The following is a 22571-nucleotide window of genomic DNA, read 5'->3' as shown; positions in this document are numbered from 1 at the left end:
CCAATTCCGATCGGGCATTTCGGACCGCTCGCATGTGGATGCCCGGGCGGATCGGTTCTTCCGCCGGTGCGTGGCGGGCGCCGCGATTTTCGTCCTGGTGGCGCTCGCCCTCATCGGCGCATCGATGATCTGGGGCGGGCGCGCCGCCTTCGAAACCTTCGGCTGGCACTTCCTCGTCAGCACCGAGTGGGATGCGGTCAACAAGGATTTCGGGGCGCTGGTGCCGATCTACGGCACGCTGGTGACCGCAGCGATTGCCATGCTCATCGCGGTGCCGGTCAGCTTCGGCATCGCGTTCTTCCTCACCGAAGTCGCGCCACAGTGGCTGCGCACGCCGATCGCCGCGGCCGTCGAACTGCTCGCCGGCGTGCCATCGATCATCTACGGCATGTGGGGGCTCTTCGTCTTCGTGCCCTTCATGGCCGACAACGCCCTGCCGTGGATCAACGACAACCTCGGCAGCCTGCCCGGGGTGGGGGCGCTGTTCCAGGGGCCGCCGCTCGGGATCGGGATGCTCAGCGCCGGCATCGTGCTGTCCATCATGATCATCCCCTTCATCTCGTCGATCATGCGCGACGTGTTCCTGTCGGTGCCGCGCGGGCTCAAGGAGTCGGCCTACGCGCTGGGGGCCACGACTTTCGAGGTGGTGTGGGATGTCGTCCTGCCCTACACGCGCACCGCGGTGGTCGGCGGCATCTTTCTCGGGCTTGGCCGGGCGCTGGGGGAAACCATGGCCGTCACCTTCGTGCTCGGCAACGCGCACCAACTGTCGGCGTCGCTCCTGATGCCCGGCAACTCGATCGCCGCGACCATCGCCAACGAATTCACCGAAGCCGACTCCGACCTGTACCTGTCGTCACTGATCGCGCTCGGCTTCCTCCTGTTCGTCGTGACTTTTGTCGTGCTCCTGATTGCACGGTTGATGCTGCGCGGCGTCGCCCGGAAGGAGGGGCAACGATGAAACCCGCCCTGCACAAGCACATCCTGCGCCGGAAGATCCGCGACCGCTTCGCCAAGACCCTCAGCGCCGCTGCGGTGGGCTTCGCGCTCTTCTGGCTGAGCTGGATTCTGTGGGTCACGCTCGCCCACGGACTGACGGCGCTCAAGCCCGAACTGCTGACCCACATGACGCCGCCGCCGGGCGAGGAAGGCGGGTTGGCGAACGCGTTGTTCGGCAGCCTGACCATGAGCTTCCTCGCCATCGTGATGGCCGTGCCGATCGGCATCGCCGCGGGTACCTATCTCGCCGAAACGGCACAGTGGCGGGCCCTGCGTGAAAGCGTGCGCTTCGTCAACGACATCCTCCTGTCGGCCCCCTCGATCATCATCGGTCTCTTCGTGTACACGCTGCTGGTGCGCCCGTTCAGTCACTTTTCGGGGTGGGCGGGCGCGGTGGCGCTGGCCCTGATCGCCCTCCCGGTGGTCGTGCGCACCACCGACGAGATGTTGCGACTGGTTCCCGCCGCCATGCGCGAAGCCGCACTGTCGCTGGGCATCCCGCAATGGAAAGTGACGACCCACGTCCTGTACCGCGCCGCCTTGCCCGGGATCATCACCGGCATCATGCTGGCGCTCGCGCGCATCAGCGGCGAGACCGCGCCCCTCCTGTTCACTGCGCTCAACAACCAGTACTGGAGCACGGATCTCGGCGCGCCGCTCGCCAGCGTTCCGGTGGTCATTTTCCAGTACGCCATGAGCCCGTACGAAGAGTGGCACGCGCTCGCCTGGGCCGGCGCGTTTGCCATCACGCTGCTGGTCCTGGTGCTGAGCCTGATCGCCCGGTCGGTGGTTGCGAAGCGACGGATATCACATGAATGAATCTGATCTCGCCATGATCGGCGACATCCTGCAACCCGCGCAGGAATTTCCCGCCCGGATATCGGTGCGTCACCTGGATTTCTTTTACGGCAAGACGCGGGCGTTGACGGATATCAGCCTCGACATCCCCGACTCCCGGGTCACCGCCATCATCGGCCCTTCGGGCTGCGGGAAATCCACCCTGCTGAGAATCTTCAACCGGATCTATGACACCCAGACCGGGCAGCACGCGCAGGGGAAAGTCCTGCTGGACGGCGAAAACATCCTGGAACCGGACTACCCGATCAACCGTCTCCGCCGCAAGGTAGGCATGGTCTTTCAGCGTCCGACTCCGTTCCCGATGTCGATCTACGAAAACATCGCCTTCGCGATACGCCACCACGAACGCGTATCGCGCTCCGAACTCGATGGTCGCGTGGAAGCGGCCTTGCGTTCGGCCGCGCTGTGGGATGAAGTCCGGGACCGGCTCCGGCAGAACGCGCACAGCCTGTCGGGGGGCCAGCAGCAACGCCTGTGCATCGCCCGCGCGATCGCCGTCCAGCCGGAAGTCATCCTGATGGATGAACCGACCTCCGCGCTCGATCCGATTTCCACGATACGGATCGAGGAACTGATCAGCGAATTGAAGCTGAACTACACGATCGTCATCGTGACGCACAACATGCAGCAAGCCGCTCGCGTGTCCGACACGACGGCCTACATGTACCTAGGCAGGCTGATCGAAGTCGACCGCACGGACAAGATTTTCGTCAATCCGGAGAGACAGGAAACGGCCGACTACATCACGGGACGGTTTGGCTAGCGCCCTACTTGTACCAGGGCAACGTGCGCCGCAGCGACACGATCTCGCCCGCGCCGGCCGCATCGTAGCCCGCCTGCGCCTCGGCCAGGCGGCGAAAACCGTCGCTGCGCAGGGCGTCGAGCACGGCCCGCAGCGCCGGCGACGCCAGTTCCTCCTTGAGGCACACGAGGAAATACTGTTCGCGCACGAGCGGCACGAAATCGAGGCCGAAGCGCTGCGCTGCCGCGCGCAGCCCGAAGCCGCAGTCAGCGCTCCCCGCGGCCACCTGCGCCGCTACCGACAGGTGCGTGTGCTCCTCGGTGGCATACCCCGCAATGCTTGCGTGCGACAGGTGCGCCCGCGCGAGCAGCTCGTCGAACACCAGGCGCGTGCCGGAACCCTTCCGCCGATTGACGAACACGACGCCCGGCCGCGCGAGGTCCGCGAGCGCCGCCAGCCCGCGCGGATTGCCGGGCGCGACGATCACGCCCTGCTCGCGGTGCGCGAAGCGGATCAGCTTGTGCACGCCCAGGCGCAACTCGCGCCCGATCGCGGCGTGGATGCGCGAACCGCGCCGGCACAGGCGCTCGTCATCGAGCGGCAGATGGATGCCCGCGAGCGCGCAGCCCCCCGCATTGAGCCGCTGCAGCGCCTGCGTGCTGCCGACGTACTCGACATCGAGCAGCACGCGCGCCGCCCCCAGCAGCGTCTGGCGCAGCCCGCCGAACAGCAGGTCATGGCTCGCCGCAACCGAGGTCACCACGAGTCCCGGATCAACCGCCAGCAGCATCTCGCGATCGAGCACGCCCGCGAGGCTCTCGGCCTGCGGCAGCAGGCGCGCCAGTGCGCGCTTCTCGGCCCACAGCAACCTTTCGCCAAACTCCGACAGCCGCGCCGCACGCCCCTGTCCACCGGCGATCAACGCCTGCCCGAACGCCGCCTCGTGCCGCCGCAGTTCGCCCCACAGGTGGCGATATGACACCCCCAATTGCCCGGCCGCCTTCGCGATCGAGCCCTGCACGCGGATCGCGTCGAGCATCGCCGTCAGCGGATTGCCCAACTGCAAGGCGCCGCCCGGCTGCGGGTCGCCGGCGCCGGCAGTGAAGCGGTAATCGAGTGTCACGCCCATGCATCGAGCTTAACCGAAATTCCCCTCGTGCAGCGCCGCCCACTGCCGCCCTGCCGATGCGCAAAAAGCAACATGCCTTTATGCCAATGTACCGCCCGAAGCAAGGCCCAAGCCGATCGATGCCCTCGTCAGGACTGCCACCGCCCCTCGCTCGTGGCGGATGTCATTATGCAAATCCATGCATAAGCCGCCGCCCCGCTTCCGACGCCGTCAGCCCGTGGCGACACGGCTTTTGATACAAGGGTCGCTATGCGCGCGCCGCGCGACCACTCAATCACAACAACTCCAAGGAGACCTTTCATGGCAAGTCTGTTCCGCCCCCTGCTGCTCGCCTGCGCCTGCCTGCTGGGCATCGCGGGTGCCCATGCCGAGGAAAAATTCATCACCGTCGCGTCGACAACCTCCACCGAACAATCCGGCCTCTTCGGCTACCTGCTGCCACGCTTCGAACAGCAGTCCGGCATCAAGGTGCACGTCGTCGCGCTGGGCACCGGCCAGGCGCTCGACACGGCCCGCCGCGGCGACGCCGACGTCGTGTTCGTGCATGACCGCGTTGCCGAAGAGAAATTCGTCGCCGAAGGCTTCGGCGTCGAACGCAAGGAAGTGATGTACAACGACTTCATCCTCGTCGGCCCGAAGGCCGATCCGGCGAAAGTCGCCGGCGGCCACGATATCGTCGAGGCACTGAAGAAGATCGAGGCGACGAAGGCGCCCTTCGTTTCGCGCGGCGACAAGAGCGGCACGCACGCGGCCGAGCTGCGCCTATGGAAAATCGCCGGCATCGACCTCGACCAAGCCAAAGGGCCGTGGTACCGCGATTCCGGCTCGGGCATGGGCCCCGCGCTCAACATGGCCGCTTCGCTCGGCGCCTACATCCTCGCCGACCGCGGCACCTGGCTGTCATTCAAGAACCGCCAGGACCTCGTGATCGCGGTCGAAGGCGACAAGCGTCTTTTCAACCAGTATGGCGTGATCCTCGTGAACCCCGCGAAGCATCCGCACGTGAAACGCGAGATGGGCCAGCAGTTCATCGACTGGGTCGTCTCGCCGACGGGCCAGAATGTCATCGCCGACTACAAGATCAACGGCGAGCAGCTCTTTTTCCCCAACGCGGCGAAGTAAGCGCACCGGCGCGACCGCTCCGGCCGCCCGTGCCGGGGTTCGCGCCGATCGATCCGCACGCGTCCGCGGCGGCCATGCCCGGCCATCCCCGGCCACATATATTCGGCATGTTTGTAAGGTAACGGCGGGCTGGTCCGACTAACGGGGAAGGACCTCTCCGGAGCCCCCTGGGTGACACATCGGACGCATTCATCCGGATTGCGGGATGAGATTCGAGAACCGCCCCGGCCCGAGTGGTCGACCGTTGCCATGGCTGCACCGCCGGTCCGGGGCGCAGTTATGGTGGCGCCCTTGCGCCAGACGAGGCCTCGCAAGCGGCCTCGACCTTTTGATCCAACTTGGGAGGTTGATATGAATTCATCCGCAAAACCCCGCAATGCGCGACTCGCTGCGCTGATTTCGTGCGGCCTGCTGGCCACCATCCTGGGGGGGCCGGTCCTGGCCGCCAATCCCAATCCTTGTGCACCGAAAAATCCGTGCGCCGCCAAGGCCGGCAATCCCTGCGCGGCGAAGAATCCGTGTGCCGCCAAGAACCCCTGCGCGGCAGGCGCCAAGATCGACCCCAAGCAAGTTGTCCGACCGGCCGGCTACAAGCCCTACCAGGGGGACAAGGCCGCGCTGCTCGCCGACGGCGAACGACTCTTCAAGGACACCAAGCTGAGCACCAACGGCATGTCTTGCAACACCTGCCACCAGGGCGACAACGCTTATCAGGCGAGCTTCGCCAAGCCTTACCCACATGCCGTCCAGATGGCCAAGGAGAGCGTCGGGCTAAAGCAGATTCACCTCGATGAAATGGTCCAGCTGTGCATGGTGAAGCCCATGGCCACCCAGCCGCTGCCTTGGAATTCCAAGGAACTGGCATCGCTTGTCGCGTACGTCGGCGAGGTGCAGAAGGGATTCAAGCCCGGTGCGGCGAAGGCCAATCCTTGTGCTGCCAAGAACCCGTGTGCCGCCAAGAAGCAGTAATGCGATTGTCCTATCCTTCGATTTTCACCGATCCACGATCTTCCATCACGAAATCATGAGAATGGGGTGCTTCCGGCTCTCGATGAATGTACCTATCATTGACGCGCGGGCGCTTTTGCCGGGCCATCGTTGCCTGGCGCAGCGACCCGCTTTTTCCGTTGTCGGCCTGGTTGGTGCCGCACTGTCGGCGCGACGAGGTTGATGATTCCGGCGCGAATCGCATTCGCGTGCATTCAATAACTCGAAAGGACTGTCCATGAAAATTGCTTCCCGCAAAATGGTTTCCCTCGGTTTGCTTGCCCTGACCACTGCCGCCCTGGCCCTGCCGGTGGCGGCCGCCGAAGGGATGGCCAACCCCTGTGCGGCCCAGGCAGCGAACCCCTGCGCGGCCAAGGCCAAGAATCCTTGCGCCGCCAAACACGAGACCAAGAAGAAGGCCAAGAAGAAGGCCGCCGCCAACCCCTGCGCGGCCAAGGCGGCCAATCCCTGCGCCGCCACCAAGAAATAAGCCGCGATGCAGATCCGGAACGGGACTATCGGATGGCTGGCAGGGGGCGGGGCACTGATGCTGCTGCTTGCCGCCTGCAGTCCCGGTCCGGGAGCCTCCTCCTCCCCGGCGGCCGCGCCGCCGGCGGCGGAAGATCATCAGGCTTTTCTCGAACGGCACTGGCAACGGCCGCTCGCACCGCAGGGCAAGGCGCCGGCGGGTGTCAGCCCGCAGGAAGCCTCCCTCGACCCGGCCGCCTGCGGCACCTGCCACCAGAGTCAGTTCGAGGACTGGAAGACGGCGCTGCACAGCCGCGCCATGGGGCCCGGGCTGTTCGGGCAGTTGCAGGAAATGGCCGCCGACGCCGTCGATGACCACCAGGCCTGCCTGCGCTGCCACGCGCCGCTGGCCGAGCAGGAAGAGCATCTGCAGCAGGCGCTGGCCGCCTCGCCCCGTTCCGTGCCGCCACGACCCGACGGCGCGGCCTACGCCCATGGCCTCACCTGCGCCGGCTGCCATGTCCGCGAGCAGCGGCGCTTCGGCCCGGCCCGCCGAGACGGCAGCGGCCCCGGAGCGGGAGAACAACTGCCCCACGCCGGCTGGCAAGTGAGCGCGGCTTTCGAGGATTCCCGTTTCTGCGCCGCCTGCCACCAGTTCGAGTCCGACGGCCCGGCCCTCAACGGCAAGCTTCTGGAAAACACCTACGAGGAGTGGCGGGCCAGCCGCCATGCCAAGGAGCAGCGCACCTGCCAGTCCTGCCACATGCCCGACCGGCGCCATCTGTGGCGCGGCATCCATGATCCGGAAATGGTGAAGTCCGGCCTGGGCATCGAGACCTCGGCCCCGGCCATCGCCGGCGGTGACGTTTCGAGTGAACTGCGCATTGCCAACCAGGGGGTGGGACATGCCTTCCCGACCTACGTCACGCCCCATGTCCTGGTCGAGATCGGCCAGGCAGACGGGCACGGCGCACTGGTCGAATCCACGGTCGAGCGCCACCTGATCGCCCGCGACGTGAGCCTGGATCTCACCACCGAGCACGCCGACACGCGCATCCTGCCGGACGAGGTGCGGCGTTATTCCTACCGCGGCTCGTTGCATCCGCAAGCGGTTGCCCTGGCGGTGCGGATCAAGGTCGAACCCGATGCCTTCTATGCCGATTTCTACCGCGCCACCCTGCGCGACCCGGACTTCAAAAAAGGCCGCGCAGCGATCAGCCAGGCATTGCGCCACGCCGAGCAGTCAAGCTACGTGCTCTACGAGTCGCGACAGGCATTGCCTGCGCGCCCGACACGTTCCATGGGCGAGAAGGCCGTGCCATGAACCGGATGAGCGCCGGCGCCCTGCTCCGCGGCATGGCGCTGGCCGCCAGCGTGATGTTCGCGGCAGGGCCCGGTCATTGCGACGACGCTTCGGCGGGCGATACGGGCAGCACTCACCGCTACACCAACCGCCTGATCGATTCCGACGATCCCTATTTGCTGCTGCACGCCCACAACCCCGTGGACTGGTACCCCTGGGGGCCGGAAGCGCTCGCGAAGGCCAAGCGGGAGAATCGCCCCATATTCATTTCGGTGGGCTACAGCACGTGCTACTGGTGCCATGTGGCGGAGCGGATGATCTATTCCAATCCGGAGATCGCCAAGCTGATGAACGACTGGTTCATCAACATCAAGATCGATCGCGAGCAGCGCCCCGACATCGACGGCATCTACATGCTGGCGACGCAGCTGATGGCGGGCCACGGCGGTTGGCCCAACAACGTGTTCCTGACGCCGGACCTGAAACCCTTTTTCGCCGGCAGCTACTTTCCCCCGAACGATGACGGCCCCGGGCGCCCCGGTTTTCCGACCGTGCTCAAGGCCATCCACGATGCCTGGTCAAGCCATCCGGCGGACGTTCTGCGCCGGGCCGACGCCGTTCTCGCCGCCATGCGCCAGGTGCAGCAACAGGACGCGGCGGCAAGTGTTCCGATCGAACCGGCCGAATCCCTGGCCAAGGTCCGGGAAGAACTGTTGCGTGAGCAGGATGCAAAGCAGGGCGGACTGAACCAGGGCACCACGAAATTCCCCAACGCACCAGCACTGAGCCTGCTGTTGGCGGATTACCGTGCCACCCGCAATGTCGCGTCGCTCGCGATGCTCAAGACCGCCCTGGACGCGATGGCCCTGGGCGGCATCCACGACCAGCTCGGCGGTGGCCTGCACCGCTACAGTACCGAGCCCAGCTGGTCCATCCCCCACTTCGAGAAGATGCTGTACGACAACGCCCAGTTGTTGAGACTCTATGCCGAGACCTGGCAACTGACCCGGGTTCCGCTCTACCGCGCCATGGCCGAGGACATCGCCGCCTACCTCGAACAGCGGATGATGGCCCCCGCCGGCGGATTCTATGCCGCCCAGGACGCCGAGGTCGGCGGGCGCGAGGGGGCGAGCTACCTGTGGCACCAGACGGAAATCGAGGCCATCCTGGGCAAGGTGGCGGCCCGCCACTTCTTCCGGGTCTATGCCCTGACCACGCTGCCGGACCGGGCCCCATCCCCGACCGACGATCCCGAAGGCGTGCTGCGCGTGCGCGTGCCGCTCGGCGAGACCCTGAAGCGTGCCGGCGACGACGAGCTCACCCGCGTCCTGGCCGCCTTGGCGCCGTCCCGGGATGCATTGCGCGCAGCCCGTGAACGCCGGGCACAGCCCGCCCGCGACGAAAAAATCATCGTCGCCTGGAACGCGCTGGCGATCGATGCGCTGGCACGGAGCGGGCAAATCCTGGATGAGGCGCACCATATCGCCCTTGCCAGACAGGCAGCAAGCGTTCTCTGGGAGCAGGCGTTTGATTCCCGAACCGGCGATCTGAAACACGAGATCTTTCACGGTCGGGCGCAGATCCCCGCCTATCTGGACGACTACGCCTTGTTCGGCAGCGCCTTGCTGAGTCTTGGCGAGACGAGCGGGGAAGCGGTTTGGCAACAGCGGGCCCAGCAGGTCGGAGCGGCCATGCTGCGCCGCTTCTGGCATGCCGATGGGCTTGCCACCACCCAGTCCGGCGATGACCTGTTGCTGCCGCCGCCGCAATACGGGGACCACGCTGCCCCTTCCGGCCCATCGGCCGCACTGGAATTGCTCGCTCGGCTCCACATCGCCACCGGCAAGGCGGTGTATGCGGATGCCGCAGAGTCCATCGTCGTCCACCTCGGTGCGGCCTTGACCGGACAGCCCGGTCAGTGGCCCAGCGCCATCGCCGCCATGACTCGCTACCCGCTTCCGGCTGACGAGACGGCGAGGAAGCACGCGACGGACGAGGCCAAAGTCCGACCCGGCCCGCCGAGCAGCGCCGATCATGTACACGCCCGAGGCGAGGTGCGCCGCACAGACCTGGGCGACATGATCAGCATTACCCTCGTGGTCGATCCGGGGTATCACGTCAATGCCAATCCCGCCACTTTCGACTACCTCATCCCGACCCGCGTATCCTTCAAGAGTTTGCCGGGCATCCCGATCACCTATCCCGACGCCACCGTGATCAGGCCGCAATTCGCGCCGGAGGGCTTGAAGACCTACGAGGGCACGGTGAACATCAGCGCCCGGGTAGCGAAACCCGGCGCCCTCCCGGTTAAGGCGATCGATGCCGAAGTCAGCGTCCAGGCGTGCAACGACGAAGCCTGCCTGCCGCCCGCCACGCTGCCGCTGGTGATTCCCGGGAAATGATCCACGGCACGGCGCCCGTCGTCGGGAGGCAGGCCATGCCGACCAGCGACACAGACGAGGCCGGTTTCAAGATCCTCAAGCTGCTTAACGGATCGGTCATCAGTGCCTTCGATCCGGGAATCGTCGCCCTGCGCCGGATAGCCCGCTAGCGCGCCGATCCCGTTCCCGAGCCGATCGCGCCGGACCGGCTGATGTAATTTTTCCCGGATTTCTCCGACTATTGCACAGGCGGCCGTGCGAGCAGCTGCAGGGCGCGCTGAACCTGTTGTGGCGAAAACGACAAGGGGGCATTGATGTCCGATCATGTTCTCCAGCGTCCCGAAGTAAAGGGAATCCTTCGGCTCAGCCTCAAGCAGACCGTGCTGATCGTCTATGCGCTGATTTTCCTGGTCAGCCTCGCTTTCTCCGGAATCGTGTATTGGCAGGGCCAGGCGGCGGTCAAGGCGACGCGGTTCCTGGTGGACGACGACATCCCCACGCTCAGGACGCTGGCCAACCTCAAGTACGACGTGGCGGCGCTGGAGCCCATCGTCTACCAGTATTACGTGCGGCTCGACCGGGAAACCTTCCTCAATCGCGCCCGAGCCGCCGAGGACAGCATCGAGCGCGGATTGAAGACGATCCGTGTCGCCTTCCCCCAGGACCAGGGGCTGGGCGAGATCGACGCGCAGTACGGGCAGATCAAGTCCCTGGTCGGTCGCCTCGGGCAGGTCCTCGACACCCGGCCAATCGACTGGGAACAGGCGAGTTTCCTGCTGATGGGGGTCAGCAGCGTGTGCATGAGCATCAACGGCAATGTCGAAAGACTGGCCGAGTCCATCCAGCAGGGGGTGGCGGACCGAGGCACTGTCGTGCAGCGCGGTATCGAAGGGATCGCCCACCTGGTGGCGGTATTCAGCGCCTTGCTGTTCATCGTCGCCTTGATCGGCGGCTACTACGCCCGGGGCTACCTGGCCGAGGGCGCAGCGCGACGGCGCCTGGCGATGTTCCCGGAGCGGGACCCGAATCCGGTGTTCAGCCTGGCCGAGGATGGGGCGGTAGGCTATGCCAATCCCGGCGCGCGGGCGGCGCTGCGGCGCCTGGGCCTCGCCGGCAGCGGGCCGGTGGCGCTGCTTCCGCCGGACCTGACCCGGCGCCTCACGGCCATGAAGGCATCGGGGAGGGACCAGGACGCCTGGGAATACGTCGTCCGCGGCCGCAGCTTCGGCTGCGCCATTCACTACCTGGACGATTACCGGGAGTTCCACGCCTACTTGTCGGACATCACCGAGCGCAAGCGGGCCGAGGAGCAACTGATCTACGTGGCCTACCACGACGCGCTGACCGGGCTGCCCAACCGTCGCCGTTTCCTGGAACGGCTCGACGAGGCCTGCGCGGATGCCGGCGATGGCAAGACCGCCATCATTCTCCTCAGCCTCGACCGTTTCAAGCTGGTTACCGAAAGCCTGGGGCAGGCCGTCGGCGACCACTTGCTGGCCGCCGCGGCACAACGCCTGGGGCAACAGGTCGAGCGGACCGGGGAATCCGGCCGCAATATGGCGCTGTTCCGATTCGAAGGCGACCTCTTCGCCATCCTCGCCGTCGACGTCGAATCGCCCGGGACACCGGCTTTGTTCGCCGCCCGTCTGGCCGCATCGATGGAAGCCCCGCTGGTGGTGGACGGGCGGGAACTGTTCGGGACCTTGAGCATCGGCGTTGCCCTGTTCCCCGACGACGGAATGGACGCCGAGGCCCTGTTGAAAAACGCGGAAAGTGCCTTGCACCGGGTGATCCAGGACGGCGGCAACGGCTTCCGCTGTTGCTCCCGGGAGATGAGCGCGCTGGCGCTGGAGCGGCTGGAGATGGAAGCCGTCCTGCGCCAGGCCTTGGCCCAGGAACAGCTCGAGGTGCATTACCAGCCCCAACTGGAGATCGGCAGCGGCCGCCTGGTCGGCGTCGAGGCCCTCGTGCGCTGGCGCCACCCCTTACGCGGCATCGTGTCTCCTGGCGAATTCATCCCCCTGGCCGAGGAGACCGGGCTGATCGTCCCCCTCGGCGAGTGGGTGCTGCGCACCGCCTGCGCCCAGAACCGGGCATGGCAGGCGGCGGGCTGGCCGGCCATGACAGTGGCGGTTAACATCTCGGCGCGTCAGTTCCGCGGCAATAATCTACCCGAGGTGCTGGGCCGGGTGCTGCAGGAGACCGGTCTGGCACCCCAATACCTGGAGCTGGAGGTCACTGAAAGCGTCGCCATGCAGGAAGTCGAGGCGACCGTCGCGGCGCTGCGGGACTTGAAGGCGATCGGGGTCCGGCTCTCGATCGACGACTTCGGTACAGGTTACTCGTCGCTCGCCTACCTGAAACGCTTCCCGCTGGACAAGCTCAAGGTGGACCAATCCTTCGTGCGGGAAATGATGAGCGAGGCCAGCGCCGCGGCCATTGTCCAGGCCGTGATCGCGCTGGGCCACGCCCTGAACCTGAAAGTGATCGCGGAAGGCGTGGAAACCGAGGCGCAGCTTGCCAGGCTCAAGGCTTATGGCTGCGAAGAAATGCAGGGCTACCTCGTCGGCCGGCCGGTGCCGGGCGGGGAAATCGCTTCGCTGCTGGCCCAACGCTCGGGTTGACGAGCGCACCGGGCAAGGGCGAACGAGGGGTGATTGGGCCAATAGCCGAGGAACGGCATTCGGCCCGTCCCTGGCTGCTCAAACTATTTCGCCTGAAACACTTCGGTGTCGTGGTGAAAGGCGTACCAGGCGAACCAGTAGGCGATGATCGAGGGCATCTCCCGGCCCTGGGCGTCGAATACCGCCCCCGTCCGGTGTTGCGGATCGAAGCGTACCGTGAGTTTTTTCCCGTCCAGCAGGTCCGTCGCCGTGCCGCCTGCGATTTTGGCCAGTTCGACGAAGGGGTAGGCTTTGAACTTGCCGCCGACCTCGACGCCGATCACCGGCTCCTTGGGTTGATAGCGCGCGCTGCGGCCGGTCACCGGGAACATGATGCTCGGATCGCGGGCGTAGCCCGCGTAAGGGTCGACGTCATAGTCGCGGGCGAAGCCGGTATCGTTGGACAGCACCAGGGTATCCGGATGGCGTTGCCTCCAGTCTGCCCAACTGGTGTGGGCGAGGGCGACGGTCGCGAGCTTCGCGCCCTTGAGCGGTCCGCTCACCGCCTGGGCGAGGATTTGCGACCACAGCGACTGGCTTTGCCGGTCGTAGAACAGCACGTCACTGTTGTAGAGCAGCCCTGACACCCCGAAGTCGAGGGTCTTGCCGCCCGTTTCCGCGACATAGGCGATGCCGGTGCCGCACAGCGGGCAGAAGGTCACGACGATGCGCTCGGCGCCGAAAGTGTCGTTGACGATTTCGTGCCAGTTGAGGATGCGCACCGGGTAAGCCTTGGCGATGCCGTTGCGCTCGACGCCCAGCACCCGGTCGTCGCCTTGCAGGAAGCGAGCGTCATCCGCCTTGACGAATTTGGGCCGGTCGATGGCCGGGATGCCGTCCCTGGGGGGGCCGCCTGACAGGATTTGTGCCGCCGGCACCAGTGCGCCGGTGAGGTCGAAGCCGTTCCTGGTTTGCGCAACGGCGGCCGCAGCCGCGACCAGCAGCAGCACGCTCGTCAGCAGAATCGTCGCCCGTCGTTTCATGGTTCGCCCATCCATCAGAAAGTCATCGATCGTCGAATGTCATGCGCCGAGCCTCGTCGCGCGCGGAACTGGCCCACCAGGGACTGCAGCTCTTGCGCCAAGCCGGCCAGCTGTGCGCTGACGTCCTGGGTCGTGCGGGCATCGGCCGATGTCCGGTGGGCAAACTCGTTGATATTGCCGACGCTGACAGAGATGTTCTCGGCTGCCCGGCTTTGCCCCGAGGGCGCTGGCGGCGATCTGGGTGTTCATGTCGGTCGGACGGCGGAGGAGATTCCTTACAGGCAGGCGTCACTAATCCTCACAGAATTCGCCGGCTTCCGCTGTCTTTCCAATGCCCTGCTGCGTTGCGCTCTGTCGCTCGAAATCGCACGACATGGGGCGTTCGCTGTGGCCAAACAAGAATTCCCATGCTCCCTGTAAGGAAATGTCGCCATCGGCGACTAAGCGACTGGGCATACCAAGAAAGGGAGTCGATGTATGAAATCGCGCAGAAAACCAAGGTCATTTCTTCCGGGAGCCGTTTTCGCGGCAGGCATATTGGCACTTCCAGCGGCACACGCCTCGCCGCCGGACAGGCCCACGGCCGATGTCAGTGTCCTGAAGAAGGAAAACGGCGAATTGGCAGCAAAAAACGAAGCGCTGGAAAAGCGCATCAAGGAACTCGAGGCGGCGCTCGACAACGCCGGCAGCCGGGAACAGCGGCGGGCGCCGAAGCTGAGCGATGCCGCACAGGACAATCGGGACTACCGGTTCCTGAAACTGGGACAGGATACCGACTACGTGAAAGCCGAGCGTTACCGCGTGGTCGACCAGATCGAACAGTCGATTCCGCCCTTATACGAACCGGCCAGGCCCCTGCACGGTTACGTGCTGCCGCCCGGCGCGGCGAGGATCAAGCTCGATGTCGGCGTCGCGCACAACCCGGGCGATTTCGGCCGCGACGCGTTCTATTCCAAGTTCTTCAACAACGTGAAGGTGGACACCCTGCAGAGTGATCTGCAATTCATGTACGGGTTCGAGGCCTTCGGCATCAAGGACATGATGGTCAACCTCGAGATCCCGTTCAAGACGACACGGCTCAAAGGCACGGGGCATCCTTTCCGCATCGATCCGATGGACATGAGCATGGACGGAACCAGCGGCGGGCTGGGCGACGTTTCCCTGACGCTGAAGAAAAAGTGGCTCGACCAGGGCAACGATCCGGTCACGCTGTCGACGATGTTCGGCGTCATTTTCCCGACGGGCGACGACGGCGAGACATTCAACACCGCGCAGACGCTCAAGATGCAGGGCATGCCGGCAACCCTTTCGCCGCTGCCGCTCAACATCTTCAGCCGCAGAGCCAACGAGCAACTCTTGCCGCCCGGCGTGCAACCGGGGCAAGGCGCCTGGGGCGGGCGCATCGGTCTGGCGGCAAGCTACCAATTCCAGCGCAGCGCGATTCACGGCGGCTTCATGTACGACTTCTTCGACAAGAACAACGGCATTACGGTGGGCAACGAACTGCGTTACGGGGTTTCCTATGTGTTCCCGCCCCTCGACAGCGACCGCCTGTCGCTGGATCTGGCGATTGCCGGCCGCTACAAGGGGGCGGAGAAATTCCCGGGCCTGATCATGCATCCCGAGCGCAACCCTGCCACCGGCGGGCCCGTCATGGACGCCAGCGGAAATCTCGTGATGTTCGTCACTCCGCGTCCCGATTTCAAATACGGCAATGTGGTGTTCTTCAGCCCCAGCCTGTCATACATTCCCGCGCCGAGCTACCGGATCACTGCCAGTCCGGCCGTCCGGATCGCCGAACCCGACCAGGGACCTTCGCCCACGTGGACTTTCGATCTGTCGGTCCAGCATACCTTTTAACGTCGGGAGATCGTCATGAAAAGACTACTCAAGCTCAATGTCGTCGCGACCCAGATCGCGCTGCTGGCTCTGGCCGGCTGCGCCCAGCTTTCAACTCAGGACCGCGGCCAGGCCGGCGACCGGCTCGAAAAAGCCGTCGGCACCGAACAGGTCAATCTGGATCGATACCGAAGCCCGATCAAGGCCACCGTAACGGACCGCCGTTTCACCACCAAGGAAGCCATGTACCTGGCCAACGAAATGGAAAGAAGCGGTTTCCCGTTCCTGATCCAGGCGGGAAACCGGGGGATCCCGATGGATAGCGACCTGATCTTCATGGCCACCGTCGAATCCTACTGGTACTCGCGCTACAACATGGAAGCGTTGAATACCGAAAGCCGCTGTGGCGTTCATCTGGTGCATGGCCCCTATGTAACGGAAAAAGCGCTGCAGCAAGGGCGTGCCAACGACAACCGCGACCGCGGCGAATATGTCCGATCGAACAAGGGCACATTGCTGCAGGACATCACGCCCCTGTATCTGGCGAGAACCGGCTTCCCCCGCCGCTTTGAGGATGCCTCGCCCCTGATGCTGGCGTTCGAGTCCTGCGACCCGCATCTGACCCGGCCGCTGGACAAGGGCGGCAGCTTCCAGAGCACCGAAAACCGGCTGCGCGACGACGACCTGAAAAAAATCTACGGCCCCGCTTTCCCCGCCACACCTTATGGAGCAGATACGAAAGGCAACGAGGATTGGGCTTACCGCGTGAATTATCGCGAGAATTTCCTCAGCCTGCGCTGGGATCACGGACGGATGTCCCACGTCGTGGACATGGGCGCCGAGGGCCAGGTCTTGATGAAACTGGCGCTGTGGTCGGAATTCTTCCTGGCAGGCAATCATCACGACGACAAGTATCTCGGCATTACGCCCGAGGACGGCTTCCGTGGCGCCATGCTCAATCTGAGCGCCGTCAGCAAGATGCTGATGATGAAATCGGCGATGCTCTACGACGGCAAGGCGCTGGGCGGCGTCGATCCGCGCACGGCAAAACCCGGCGCCTATTACTTCCCGCACCGTATCGGCGTCCGGTTGCGAATGGTCGGCGACCTGCCGCCGCGGCCGGAAGAATTTTCCGTTGTCGACAACAGCAGCCAGCTGTTCGATCAAGCCTCACTGCTGTGGGGACTGAGCGAGTTCTATCACTTCGCGGATCCCGCGGTGAAAGGCAACTGGAATAGGGTATTCGGCGACAACACGCCCTATGACGGATCGATCATGGAGCAGAAGTACATCGTTCTGGCCGAAGGCTTGGCCGATCTGGTGCTATCGACCATGGAAACGAAGCATCAAGCCACCAACGGCGTGCTGGCCTCCGAATGGACCCCGGAGCACGGGCGCGGCGCCTTGACCAGGACGGCCGACCTGGGCATGTCCCTGGTCGCCCTGGCCAACTACGTCGACAAGGTGCATACCGACACGGCCGTCGTCGAACGCGCCAAGGGGATGCTGCGCAGGCAGGCGGACTTTCTGGCGAGCGCCCTGCAGGCAGGCGATGGCAGCGTGACCGCCGCCTACGACGGCGATAAGGCCGTCGCGGGGGCACCGGCCTTGCTCGATCAGGGCCTGACCGTCCGGGGCCTGTTGGCCGCTTACCACGTACTCGGCGATGAGCGCTTCAAGACGGCGGCAAGGAATGCGCTGGATTTCATGAATGCCCGGCTGTGGGATGAGAAGACCGGCCTTTACCGCTCGGAACTCGGCGCCGCCACCAGCGTGTATACCCCCCTGAACCTCGGTGCGGCCATCGGTGCGTTACGGGAGATGATTCTGGAAACCAAGAGCCCGGAACTCATCGCCCGCTACAAGCGCTTCTGGGCCCAGGCCATCGATGCGAGCGGCATCCAGCAGAGCGAGTTCGAGGAGACCGGCGAAACAGCTCTCTACCAGAAGGATGGCGATAAAGACGGCATACCACGCATCGAATACGGCGACGGCAAGTACGGTATCGCGCCGGTTTTCGCCAGCCGCGTGGAAATCTCGACCCCTTGATGGGTGAGATGGGGCAGCAGCGGAAACCGACAAGAATCGAAGGCTGTTAACACGGCAGTCGAATCGATCATCTCCGTTCGCCCTGAGCTTGTCGAAGGCCTGGCTCAGTTGGGCTTCGACAGGCTCGGCCCGAACGGTATTGGGTTGCCGGGTCAATAAGCCGGCGCCTCCCACGCGAGGTGGAGCCCGGCCTGTCGGAGTGACCTCATTCCGGATCTCCACTGTAGAGAATTGCCGCCTCGCCGAACCGGCCCCTTGACCCCCGTCAACGCGGCTCGGGCGCCGGCGCACTATGGTTGCGGAGCTTTTTTCCCCAACCCCCGCCATGACCTCCAATACGAAAATCGAACTCGTCTGCCCGGCAGGGAGCCTGCCGGCGCTGAAGACGGCCGTCGACCATGGAGCCGACTGCGTCTATCTCGGCTTCAAGGACGCGACCAACGCGCGAAACTTCACCGGCCTGAATTTCGACGCCAAGGCGCTGGCCGAAGGCGTGCGCTACGCCCATGACCGCAAGCGCAAAGTGCTGGTCGCCCTCAACACCTACCCGCAGGCCGGCAACTGGGCCGGCTGGACGGCCGCCGTGGACCGCGCCGCCGACATGGGCATCGACGCGATCATCGTCGCCGACCCCGGCCTGATGGCCTACGCGCAGAAGAAACACCCGCAGTTGCGCCTGCACCTGTCCGTTCAGGGCTCGGCGACCACCTACGAGGCGATCAACTTCTACGCCGAGCGCTTCGGCATCCAGCGCGCGGTGCTGCCGCGCGTGCTGTCGCTGCCGCAGGTGCAGCACGTGATCGCCAACACCCAGGTCGAGATCGAAGTGTTCGGCTTCGGCGGCCTGTGCGTGATGGTCGAAGGGCGCTGCGCGCTGTCCGCCTACGCCACCGGCGAATCGCCCAACTGCAACGGCGCCTGCTCGCCGGGCAAGCACGTGCGCTGGGAACAGACACCCCAGGGCATGGAAACGCGCCTCAACGGCATCCTCATCGACCGCTTCGACGACGGCGAGCGCGCCGGCTACCCGACGCTGTGCAAGGGCCGCTTCGACGTGAACGGCGAGACCTACTACGCGATCGAGGAGCCGACCAGCCTCAACACGCTGGAACTGCTGCCCGACCTCGCCCGCGCCGGCGTGCGCGCGATCAAGATCGAAGGCCGCCAGCGCAGCCCCGCCTATGTCGGCCAAGTCACGCGCGTGTGGCGCGAGGCGATCGACAAGGTGATGCGCGACGCCGACAGCTTCGCCGTGCAGCCGGCGTGGATCGCCGAACTCGACAAGGTCTCCGAAGGCCGCAGCCATACGCTCGGCGCGTACTACCGGCCGTGGAAGTGAACAACAGAATGAAAATCGCCCTGGGTCCCCTGCTCTACTACTGGTCGCGCCAGCAGACGCTGGAGTTCTACGCACAGATCGCGGAAAGCCCCGCCGACATCGTCTATCTCGGCGAGACGGTGTGCTCGCGCCGCCACGAACTGCGCGCCGAGGACTGGCTCGACGTCGCGGCGATGCTCAAGGCCGCCGGCAAGGAAGCCGTGCTGTCCTCGCAATCGCTGATCGAGTCCGAATCCGACCTCAAGGCCCTGCGCCGCATCGTCGCGCAGGACGGATTCCGCGTCGAAGCCAACGACATGTCGGCGGTGAACCTGCTGACCAAGGCCGGCCGCCGCGACTGGATCGCCGGCCCGACGCTCAACATCTTCAATCCGCAGACGCTGTCGATGATGGCCGAATCGGGCGCGACGCGCTGGATGGCGCCGCCCGAGATGTCCGGCGCGGTGCTCGCCGAACTCCTCGCCTCCGGCGCGCCCGCGATCGAGACCGAAGTGCTCGCCTGGGGCCGCCTGCCGCTCGCCCACTCGGCGCGCTGCTTCACCGCCCGCCACTACAACCTGCAGAAGGACACCTGCGAGTTCCGCTGCCTCGGCATGAAGGACGGCCTGGTGCTGCGCACCCGCGAAGGCGAGCCCTTCCTGACGCTGAACGGCGTGCAGACGCAGTCCGCGCGCGTGCACAACCTGCTCGCCGACCTGCCGACGCTGCGCGACACCGCGCAGGTGCTGCGCGTGAGCCCGCAGGGCGACAACACCGTGGCGGTGCTCGAACTCTTCCGCGACGCCATCGCCGGCACGCTGTCGCCGCTGGACGCCTTCACCCGCAGCAAGACGCTGATGGTCGAAGCGCCGTGCAACGGCTTCTGGCACGGCCGCCCCGGCGTCGAACAGTACGTCTCCGCCTGATTCCGTCTTCCTGGAGTGCACACATGAGCATGAGCAATTTCCGCATCCCGGCCTTCACGCTCCCCGCGGCGCTCGCGCGCCTCGCGTCGCACCTGCCGCAGCGCCCGCCCACCTTCGCGCTGACCACTGCGCTGAACCTCGCGCTCGGCCGCGTGCTGTCGCGCGAGGACCTCGAGCCGCTGACCGGCCGCCACCTGCGCATGCGCGTACGCGACGCCGGCCTGACGCTCGACTTCACGCTCGGCCCGCGCGGCTTCGTGCCGCTGTCCGCCGGCGGCGAACCCGACCTCACGCTGACCGCCAATGTGCGCGACTACATCGCGCTCGCGCTGCGCGAGGAAGACGCCGACACGCTGTTCTTCGGCCGCCGCCTGCTCATGGAGGGCGCGACCGACCTCGGCCTGCTGGTCAAGAACACGCTCGATGCGGTGGACTGGGACGCGCTGCGGACCGAATACGCGCCCGCCAGCGTGCTGCGCCGCTTCAACCCGCTCACGCGCCACCACCCGCAGCAGTCGCTCGGCGCGCACTGAGCAGGCTGCCCCCCAGCAGAGGCTTCCGTAGGACGGGAGGTAATCGCGCCCTACGGAAGCCCTGCCCCCTCTCGGCCCGGACCGATCGACCGCCCTTCGCGCTAGAATCGAGGCTCCGAAGCCTGCCCCGACCCGCCGATGCCCACCGCGCGCGCCGCGTCATCCCTGCCGCGCAATCTCGCCTTCGCCTACGGCCTGCTGATCGTCTACGCGTGCCTGCACCCGCTGACCGGCTGGCGCTCGACGGGGCTCCCGCTGCTCGATTTCCTCACCGCCCCCTGGCCGAAGTATGTGCGCAGCGCCGACATCGTGATCAACGTGCTCGGTTTCATGCCGTTCGGTTTCGTCCTCGCACCCGCCCTGCCGCAGCGCATCGGCCGCGCCGCGGGCATCGCGCTCGCGACGCTGATCGCGGCGCTGCTGTCCTTCAGCATGGAGCTGACGCAGAACTTCCTGCCCACGCGCGTCCCCTCCAACATCGACCTCGCCTGCAACACCACCGGCGCCTTCCTCGGCGCGCTCGCCGGCGCCCGCTGGGGCCATCCGATGTTCGACGAGCGCGGCTGGCTGCAGCGCTGGCGCGCCGCCCGCATCATCCCGGGACACCTCGGCGACTTCGGGCTGATCCTGCTCGGATTGTGGCTGCTGGCACAGCTCACGCCCGACCACGTGCTGTTCGGCAGCGGCGACCTGCGCCAGCTGCTGGGCCTGCCGACCCCGCTGCGCTTCGAGCCGGAACGCTACATCCTGCTCGAGACGGTGCAGGTCGCGATCACCGTCCTCAGCGTCGGGCTGTTCGCGCGCTCCATGATGCGCGGCCGCTCGCCGTGGCCGGTCGCGCTGCTCCTGCTGCTGGGCATCGGCACCAAGTCGATCGCGACGGCCTCGTTCTACATCCCCGGCGACGCCCTGCTGTGGCTCACGCCCGGCACGCGCCAGGGCCTGCTGCTGGGCGTGCTCGTGCTCGCCGTGGCGCTGCTGCTGGCGCGCGTGCTGCAGCACGCCTTCGCCGGCGTCGCCCTGCTCGCGGCCACCAGCCTCACCAACCTGCTGCCGCAGAACCCCTATGCCGAGATCGGCCACCGCATGGTGACCCAGGGCAACTTCCTGAACTTCCACGGCCTTACCGAACTGAGCGCCAACCTGTGGCCTTTTCTCGCGCTGGCCTACCTGTCCGCGGTGGGCCTGTGGCGCGGCGAGCATCTGACCAAGCGTTGAGCGGCCCGGCAGCTATAATCGGACGCATTGCGGAGCGGCCCGACGCCGCGCCCGCCCCCTTCCGGAGTACCCGATGAGTTATTTCAAGCACCACGTGTTCTTCTGCTGCAACCAGCGCGAACCCGGCAACACCTGTTGCAACGACCACAAGGCGACGGCGATGCAGACCTACGCCAAGGACCGCATCGCCGCGCTGGGCCTCAAGGGCCGCGGCAAGGTCCGCATCAACAAGGCCGGCTGCCTCGACCGCTGCGACGAAGGCCCGGTGCTGGTCGTGTACCCGGACAACGTCTGGTACACCTACATCGACAAGGACGACGTCGACGAGATCATCGACGAGCACCTCGCGCACGGCCGCATCGTCGAACGCCTGCGGCTTTCCGATAACCCATGAGCCGGCCGCAGCTTCCCGAAAACGTCCTGCTGCGCGGACGCGACGGCGCGATCGAGGCGCTGATCGACACCCCCGACACCGTGCGCGGCATCGCGCTGGTGTGCCATCCGCACCCGCTCTTCGGCGGCACCAACACCAACAAGATCGTGCACACGCTCGCGCGCACGCTGCGCGAGCTCGGCTATGCGGTCGTGCGCCCGAACTTCCGCGGCGTCGGCAAGAGCGAAGGCGAGCACGATCACGGCAACGCCGAGACCGAGGACATGCTCTCGGTGATCGCGTGGATGCAGTCGCGCTGGGGCACGCTGCCGCTCGCGCTGGGCGGCTTCTCGTTCGGCGCCTACGTGCAGACGCGCGTCGCCGCACGGCTCGCCGGCGGCGTGACGCCCGCGCAGCGCATCGTGCTCGTCGGCACCGCGGCGGGCGAGGTGAGCGGCGCGCGCAGCTACACCACCGGCCCGGTGCCCAAGGACACGCTGATCATTCACGGCGAGACGGACGAGACCGTTCCGCTCGCGAACGTGCTCGACTGGGCGCGGCCGCAGAACCTGCCGGTCGTCGTCGTGCCCGGCGCGGACCACTTCTTCCACGCCCGCCTCACCCTCATCCGCGACATCATCGCGCGCAACTGGGCGCCGCTCTGAGCGGCCTCTGCACAA

The 22571-nt window shown here is 65.9% G+C and carries 20 protein-coding genes; 18 read left to right on the top strand and 2 right to left on the bottom strand.

The genetic code is table 11. From position 1 onward, the window contains the following. Positions 1-34 precede the first annotated feature (34 nt). Genes pstC through pstB form a run of 3 tightly spaced genes read left to right on the top strand, consistent with a single transcriptional unit; the run spans position 35 to position 2620 of the window. Positions 35-961: a phosphate ABC transporter permease subunit PstC gene (gene pstC, locus CDA09_RS02085; protein ID WP_286164353.1), complete on the top strand. Its 927-nt coding sequence runs from the start codon at positions 35-37 to the stop codon at positions 959-961. Next, on the top strand, positions 958-1818 hold the full coding sequence (gene pstA / locus CDA09_RS02080) for a phosphate ABC transporter permease PstA (RefSeq protein ID WP_121427102.1): 861 nt from the start codon (positions 958-960) through the stop codon (positions 1816-1818). Before pstC ends, pstA begins: the two co-directional genes overlap by 4 nt. Before the next feature lie 13 nt (positions 1819-1831). Next, a complete protein-coding gene (pstB, locus tag CDA09_RS02075) occupies positions 1832-2620 on the top strand; it encodes a phosphate ABC transporter ATP-binding protein PstB (protein ID WP_217351277.1) in 789 nt (262 codons plus the stop codon). 4 nt (positions 2621-2624) lie between these two features. Here the strand turns inward: pstB and CDA09_RS02070 are convergent, their stop codons facing one another. Beyond that, positions 2625-3728: a substrate-binding domain-containing protein gene (locus CDA09_RS02070; protein WP_121427100.1), complete on the bottom strand. Its 1104-nt coding sequence runs from the start codon at positions 3726-3728 to the stop codon at positions 2625-2627. Between the two features lie 300 nt (positions 3729-4028). On the opposite strand from CDA09_RS02070, the gene CDA09_RS02065 reads away from it, so the two are divergent. From CDA09_RS02065 to CDA09_RS02040, 7 genes are all read left to right on the top strand, one after another. Further along, the gene (locus tag CDA09_RS02065; protein ID WP_121427099.1) at positions 4029-4850 is read left to right on the top strand and encodes an ABC transporter substrate-binding protein; all 822 of its coding nucleotides are present in this window, start codon (positions 4029-4031) and stop codon (positions 4848-4850) included. A 351-nt stretch (positions 4851-5201) separates the two neighbouring features. Next, on the top strand, positions 5202-5819 hold the full coding sequence (locus CDA09_RS02060; protein ID WP_121427098.1) for a c-type cytochrome: 618 nt from the start codon (positions 5202-5204) through the stop codon (positions 5817-5819). A 256-nt stretch (positions 5820-6075) separates the two neighbouring features. Next, positions 6076-6327, top strand: coding sequence for a hypothetical protein (locus CDA09_RS02055; protein ID WP_121427097.1), 252 nt, complete (start codon positions 6076-6078; stop codon positions 6325-6327). Between the two features lie 57 nt (positions 6328-6384). Then, a complete protein-coding gene (locus CDA09_RS02050) occupies positions 6385-7629 on the top strand; it encodes a multiheme c-type cytochrome (RefSeq protein ID WP_164844357.1) in 1245 nt (414 codons plus the stop codon). Then, positions 7626-10010 (top strand): thioredoxin domain-containing protein, encoded by a 2385-nt coding sequence (locus tag CDA09_RS02045; RefSeq protein ID WP_121427095.1) that lies wholly within the window; start codon positions 7626-7628, stop codon positions 10008-10010. Before CDA09_RS02050 ends, CDA09_RS02045 begins: the two co-directional genes overlap by 4 nt. Continuing rightward, entirely contained in the window at positions 10007-10159 is a 153-nt protein-coding gene (locus CDA09_RS23235; RefSeq protein ID WP_164844356.1) for a hypothetical protein, read from the top strand. The genes CDA09_RS02045 and CDA09_RS23235 overlap by 4 nt, the downstream gene beginning before the upstream one ends. Positions 10160-10303: 144 nt before the next feature. Further along, positions 10304-12613: a putative bifunctional diguanylate cyclase/phosphodiesterase gene (locus CDA09_RS02040; RefSeq protein ID WP_121427094.1), complete on the top strand. Its 2310-nt coding sequence runs from the start codon at positions 10304-10306 to the stop codon at positions 12611-12613. 83 nt (positions 12614-12696) lie between these two features. Here the strand turns inward: CDA09_RS02040 and CDA09_RS02035 are convergent, their stop codons facing one another. Beyond that, positions 12697-13635, bottom strand: a complete 939-nt coding sequence (locus tag CDA09_RS02035) for a DUF3179 domain-containing protein (protein ID WP_121427093.1) — start codon at positions 13633-13635, stop codon at positions 12697-12699. A gap of 477 nt (positions 13636-14112) precedes the next feature. Here CDA09_RS02035 and CDA09_RS02030 point away from each other — a divergent pair, with 477 nt between their 5' ends. From CDA09_RS02030 to CDA09_RS01995, 8 genes are all read left to right on the top strand, one after another. Next, the gene (locus CDA09_RS02030) at positions 14113-15495 is read left to right on the top strand and encodes a coiled-coil domain-containing protein (protein ID WP_128106525.1); all 1383 of its coding nucleotides are present in this window, start codon (positions 14113-14115) and stop codon (positions 15493-15495) included. A 15-nt stretch (positions 15496-15510) separates the two neighbouring features. Further along, a complete protein-coding gene (locus CDA09_RS02025) occupies positions 15511-17523 on the top strand; it encodes a hypothetical protein (protein ID WP_121427091.1) in 2013 nt (670 codons plus the stop codon). A gap of 325 nt (positions 17524-17848) precedes the next feature. Beyond that, positions 17849-18862, top strand: a complete 1014-nt coding sequence (gene ubiU / locus CDA09_RS02020; RefSeq protein WP_174718400.1) for a ubiquinone anaerobic biosynthesis protein UbiU — start codon at positions 17849-17851, stop codon at positions 18860-18862. A gap of 8 nt (positions 18863-18870) precedes the next feature. After that, on the top strand, positions 18871-19767 hold the full coding sequence (locus CDA09_RS02015) for a U32 family peptidase (RefSeq protein WP_121427089.1): 897 nt from the start codon (positions 18871-18873) through the stop codon (positions 19765-19767). Positions 19768-19796: 29 nt separating this feature from the next. Then, on the top strand, positions 19797-20300 hold the full coding sequence (ubiT, locus tag CDA09_RS02010; protein WP_121430695.1) for a ubiquinone anaerobic biosynthesis accessory factor UbiT: 504 nt from the start codon (positions 19797-19799) through the stop codon (positions 20298-20300). 138 nt (positions 20301-20438) lie between these two features. Further along, positions 20439-21518, top strand: coding sequence for a VanZ family protein (locus CDA09_RS02005; RefSeq protein WP_121427088.1), 1080 nt, complete (start codon positions 20439-20441; stop codon positions 21516-21518). Between the two features lie 73 nt (positions 21519-21591). Next, positions 21592-21912 carry a (2Fe-2S) ferredoxin domain-containing protein gene (locus CDA09_RS02000; protein WP_121427087.1) on the top strand — a complete coding sequence of 107 codons (321 nt, stop codon included), beginning with the start codon at positions 21592-21594 and terminating at the stop codon, positions 21910-21912. Further along, positions 21909-22556 carry an alpha/beta hydrolase gene (locus CDA09_RS01995; RefSeq protein ID WP_121427086.1) on the top strand — a complete coding sequence of 216 codons (648 nt, stop codon included), beginning with the start codon at positions 21909-21911 and terminating at the stop codon, positions 22554-22556. Before CDA09_RS02000 ends, CDA09_RS01995 begins: the two co-directional genes overlap by 4 nt. Positions 22557-22571: the final 15 nt, after the last annotated feature.

Origin of the sequence: Azoarcus sp. DN11, assembly GCF_003628555.1 — a bacterium.
In the GTDB taxonomy this organism is placed as follows: Bacteria; Pseudomonadota; Gammaproteobacteria; order Burkholderiales; family Rhodocyclaceae; genus Aromatoleum.
The sequence above is the reverse complement of the archived record's forward strand: the minus strand, read 5'-3'. Positions and strand labels throughout refer to the sequence as shown.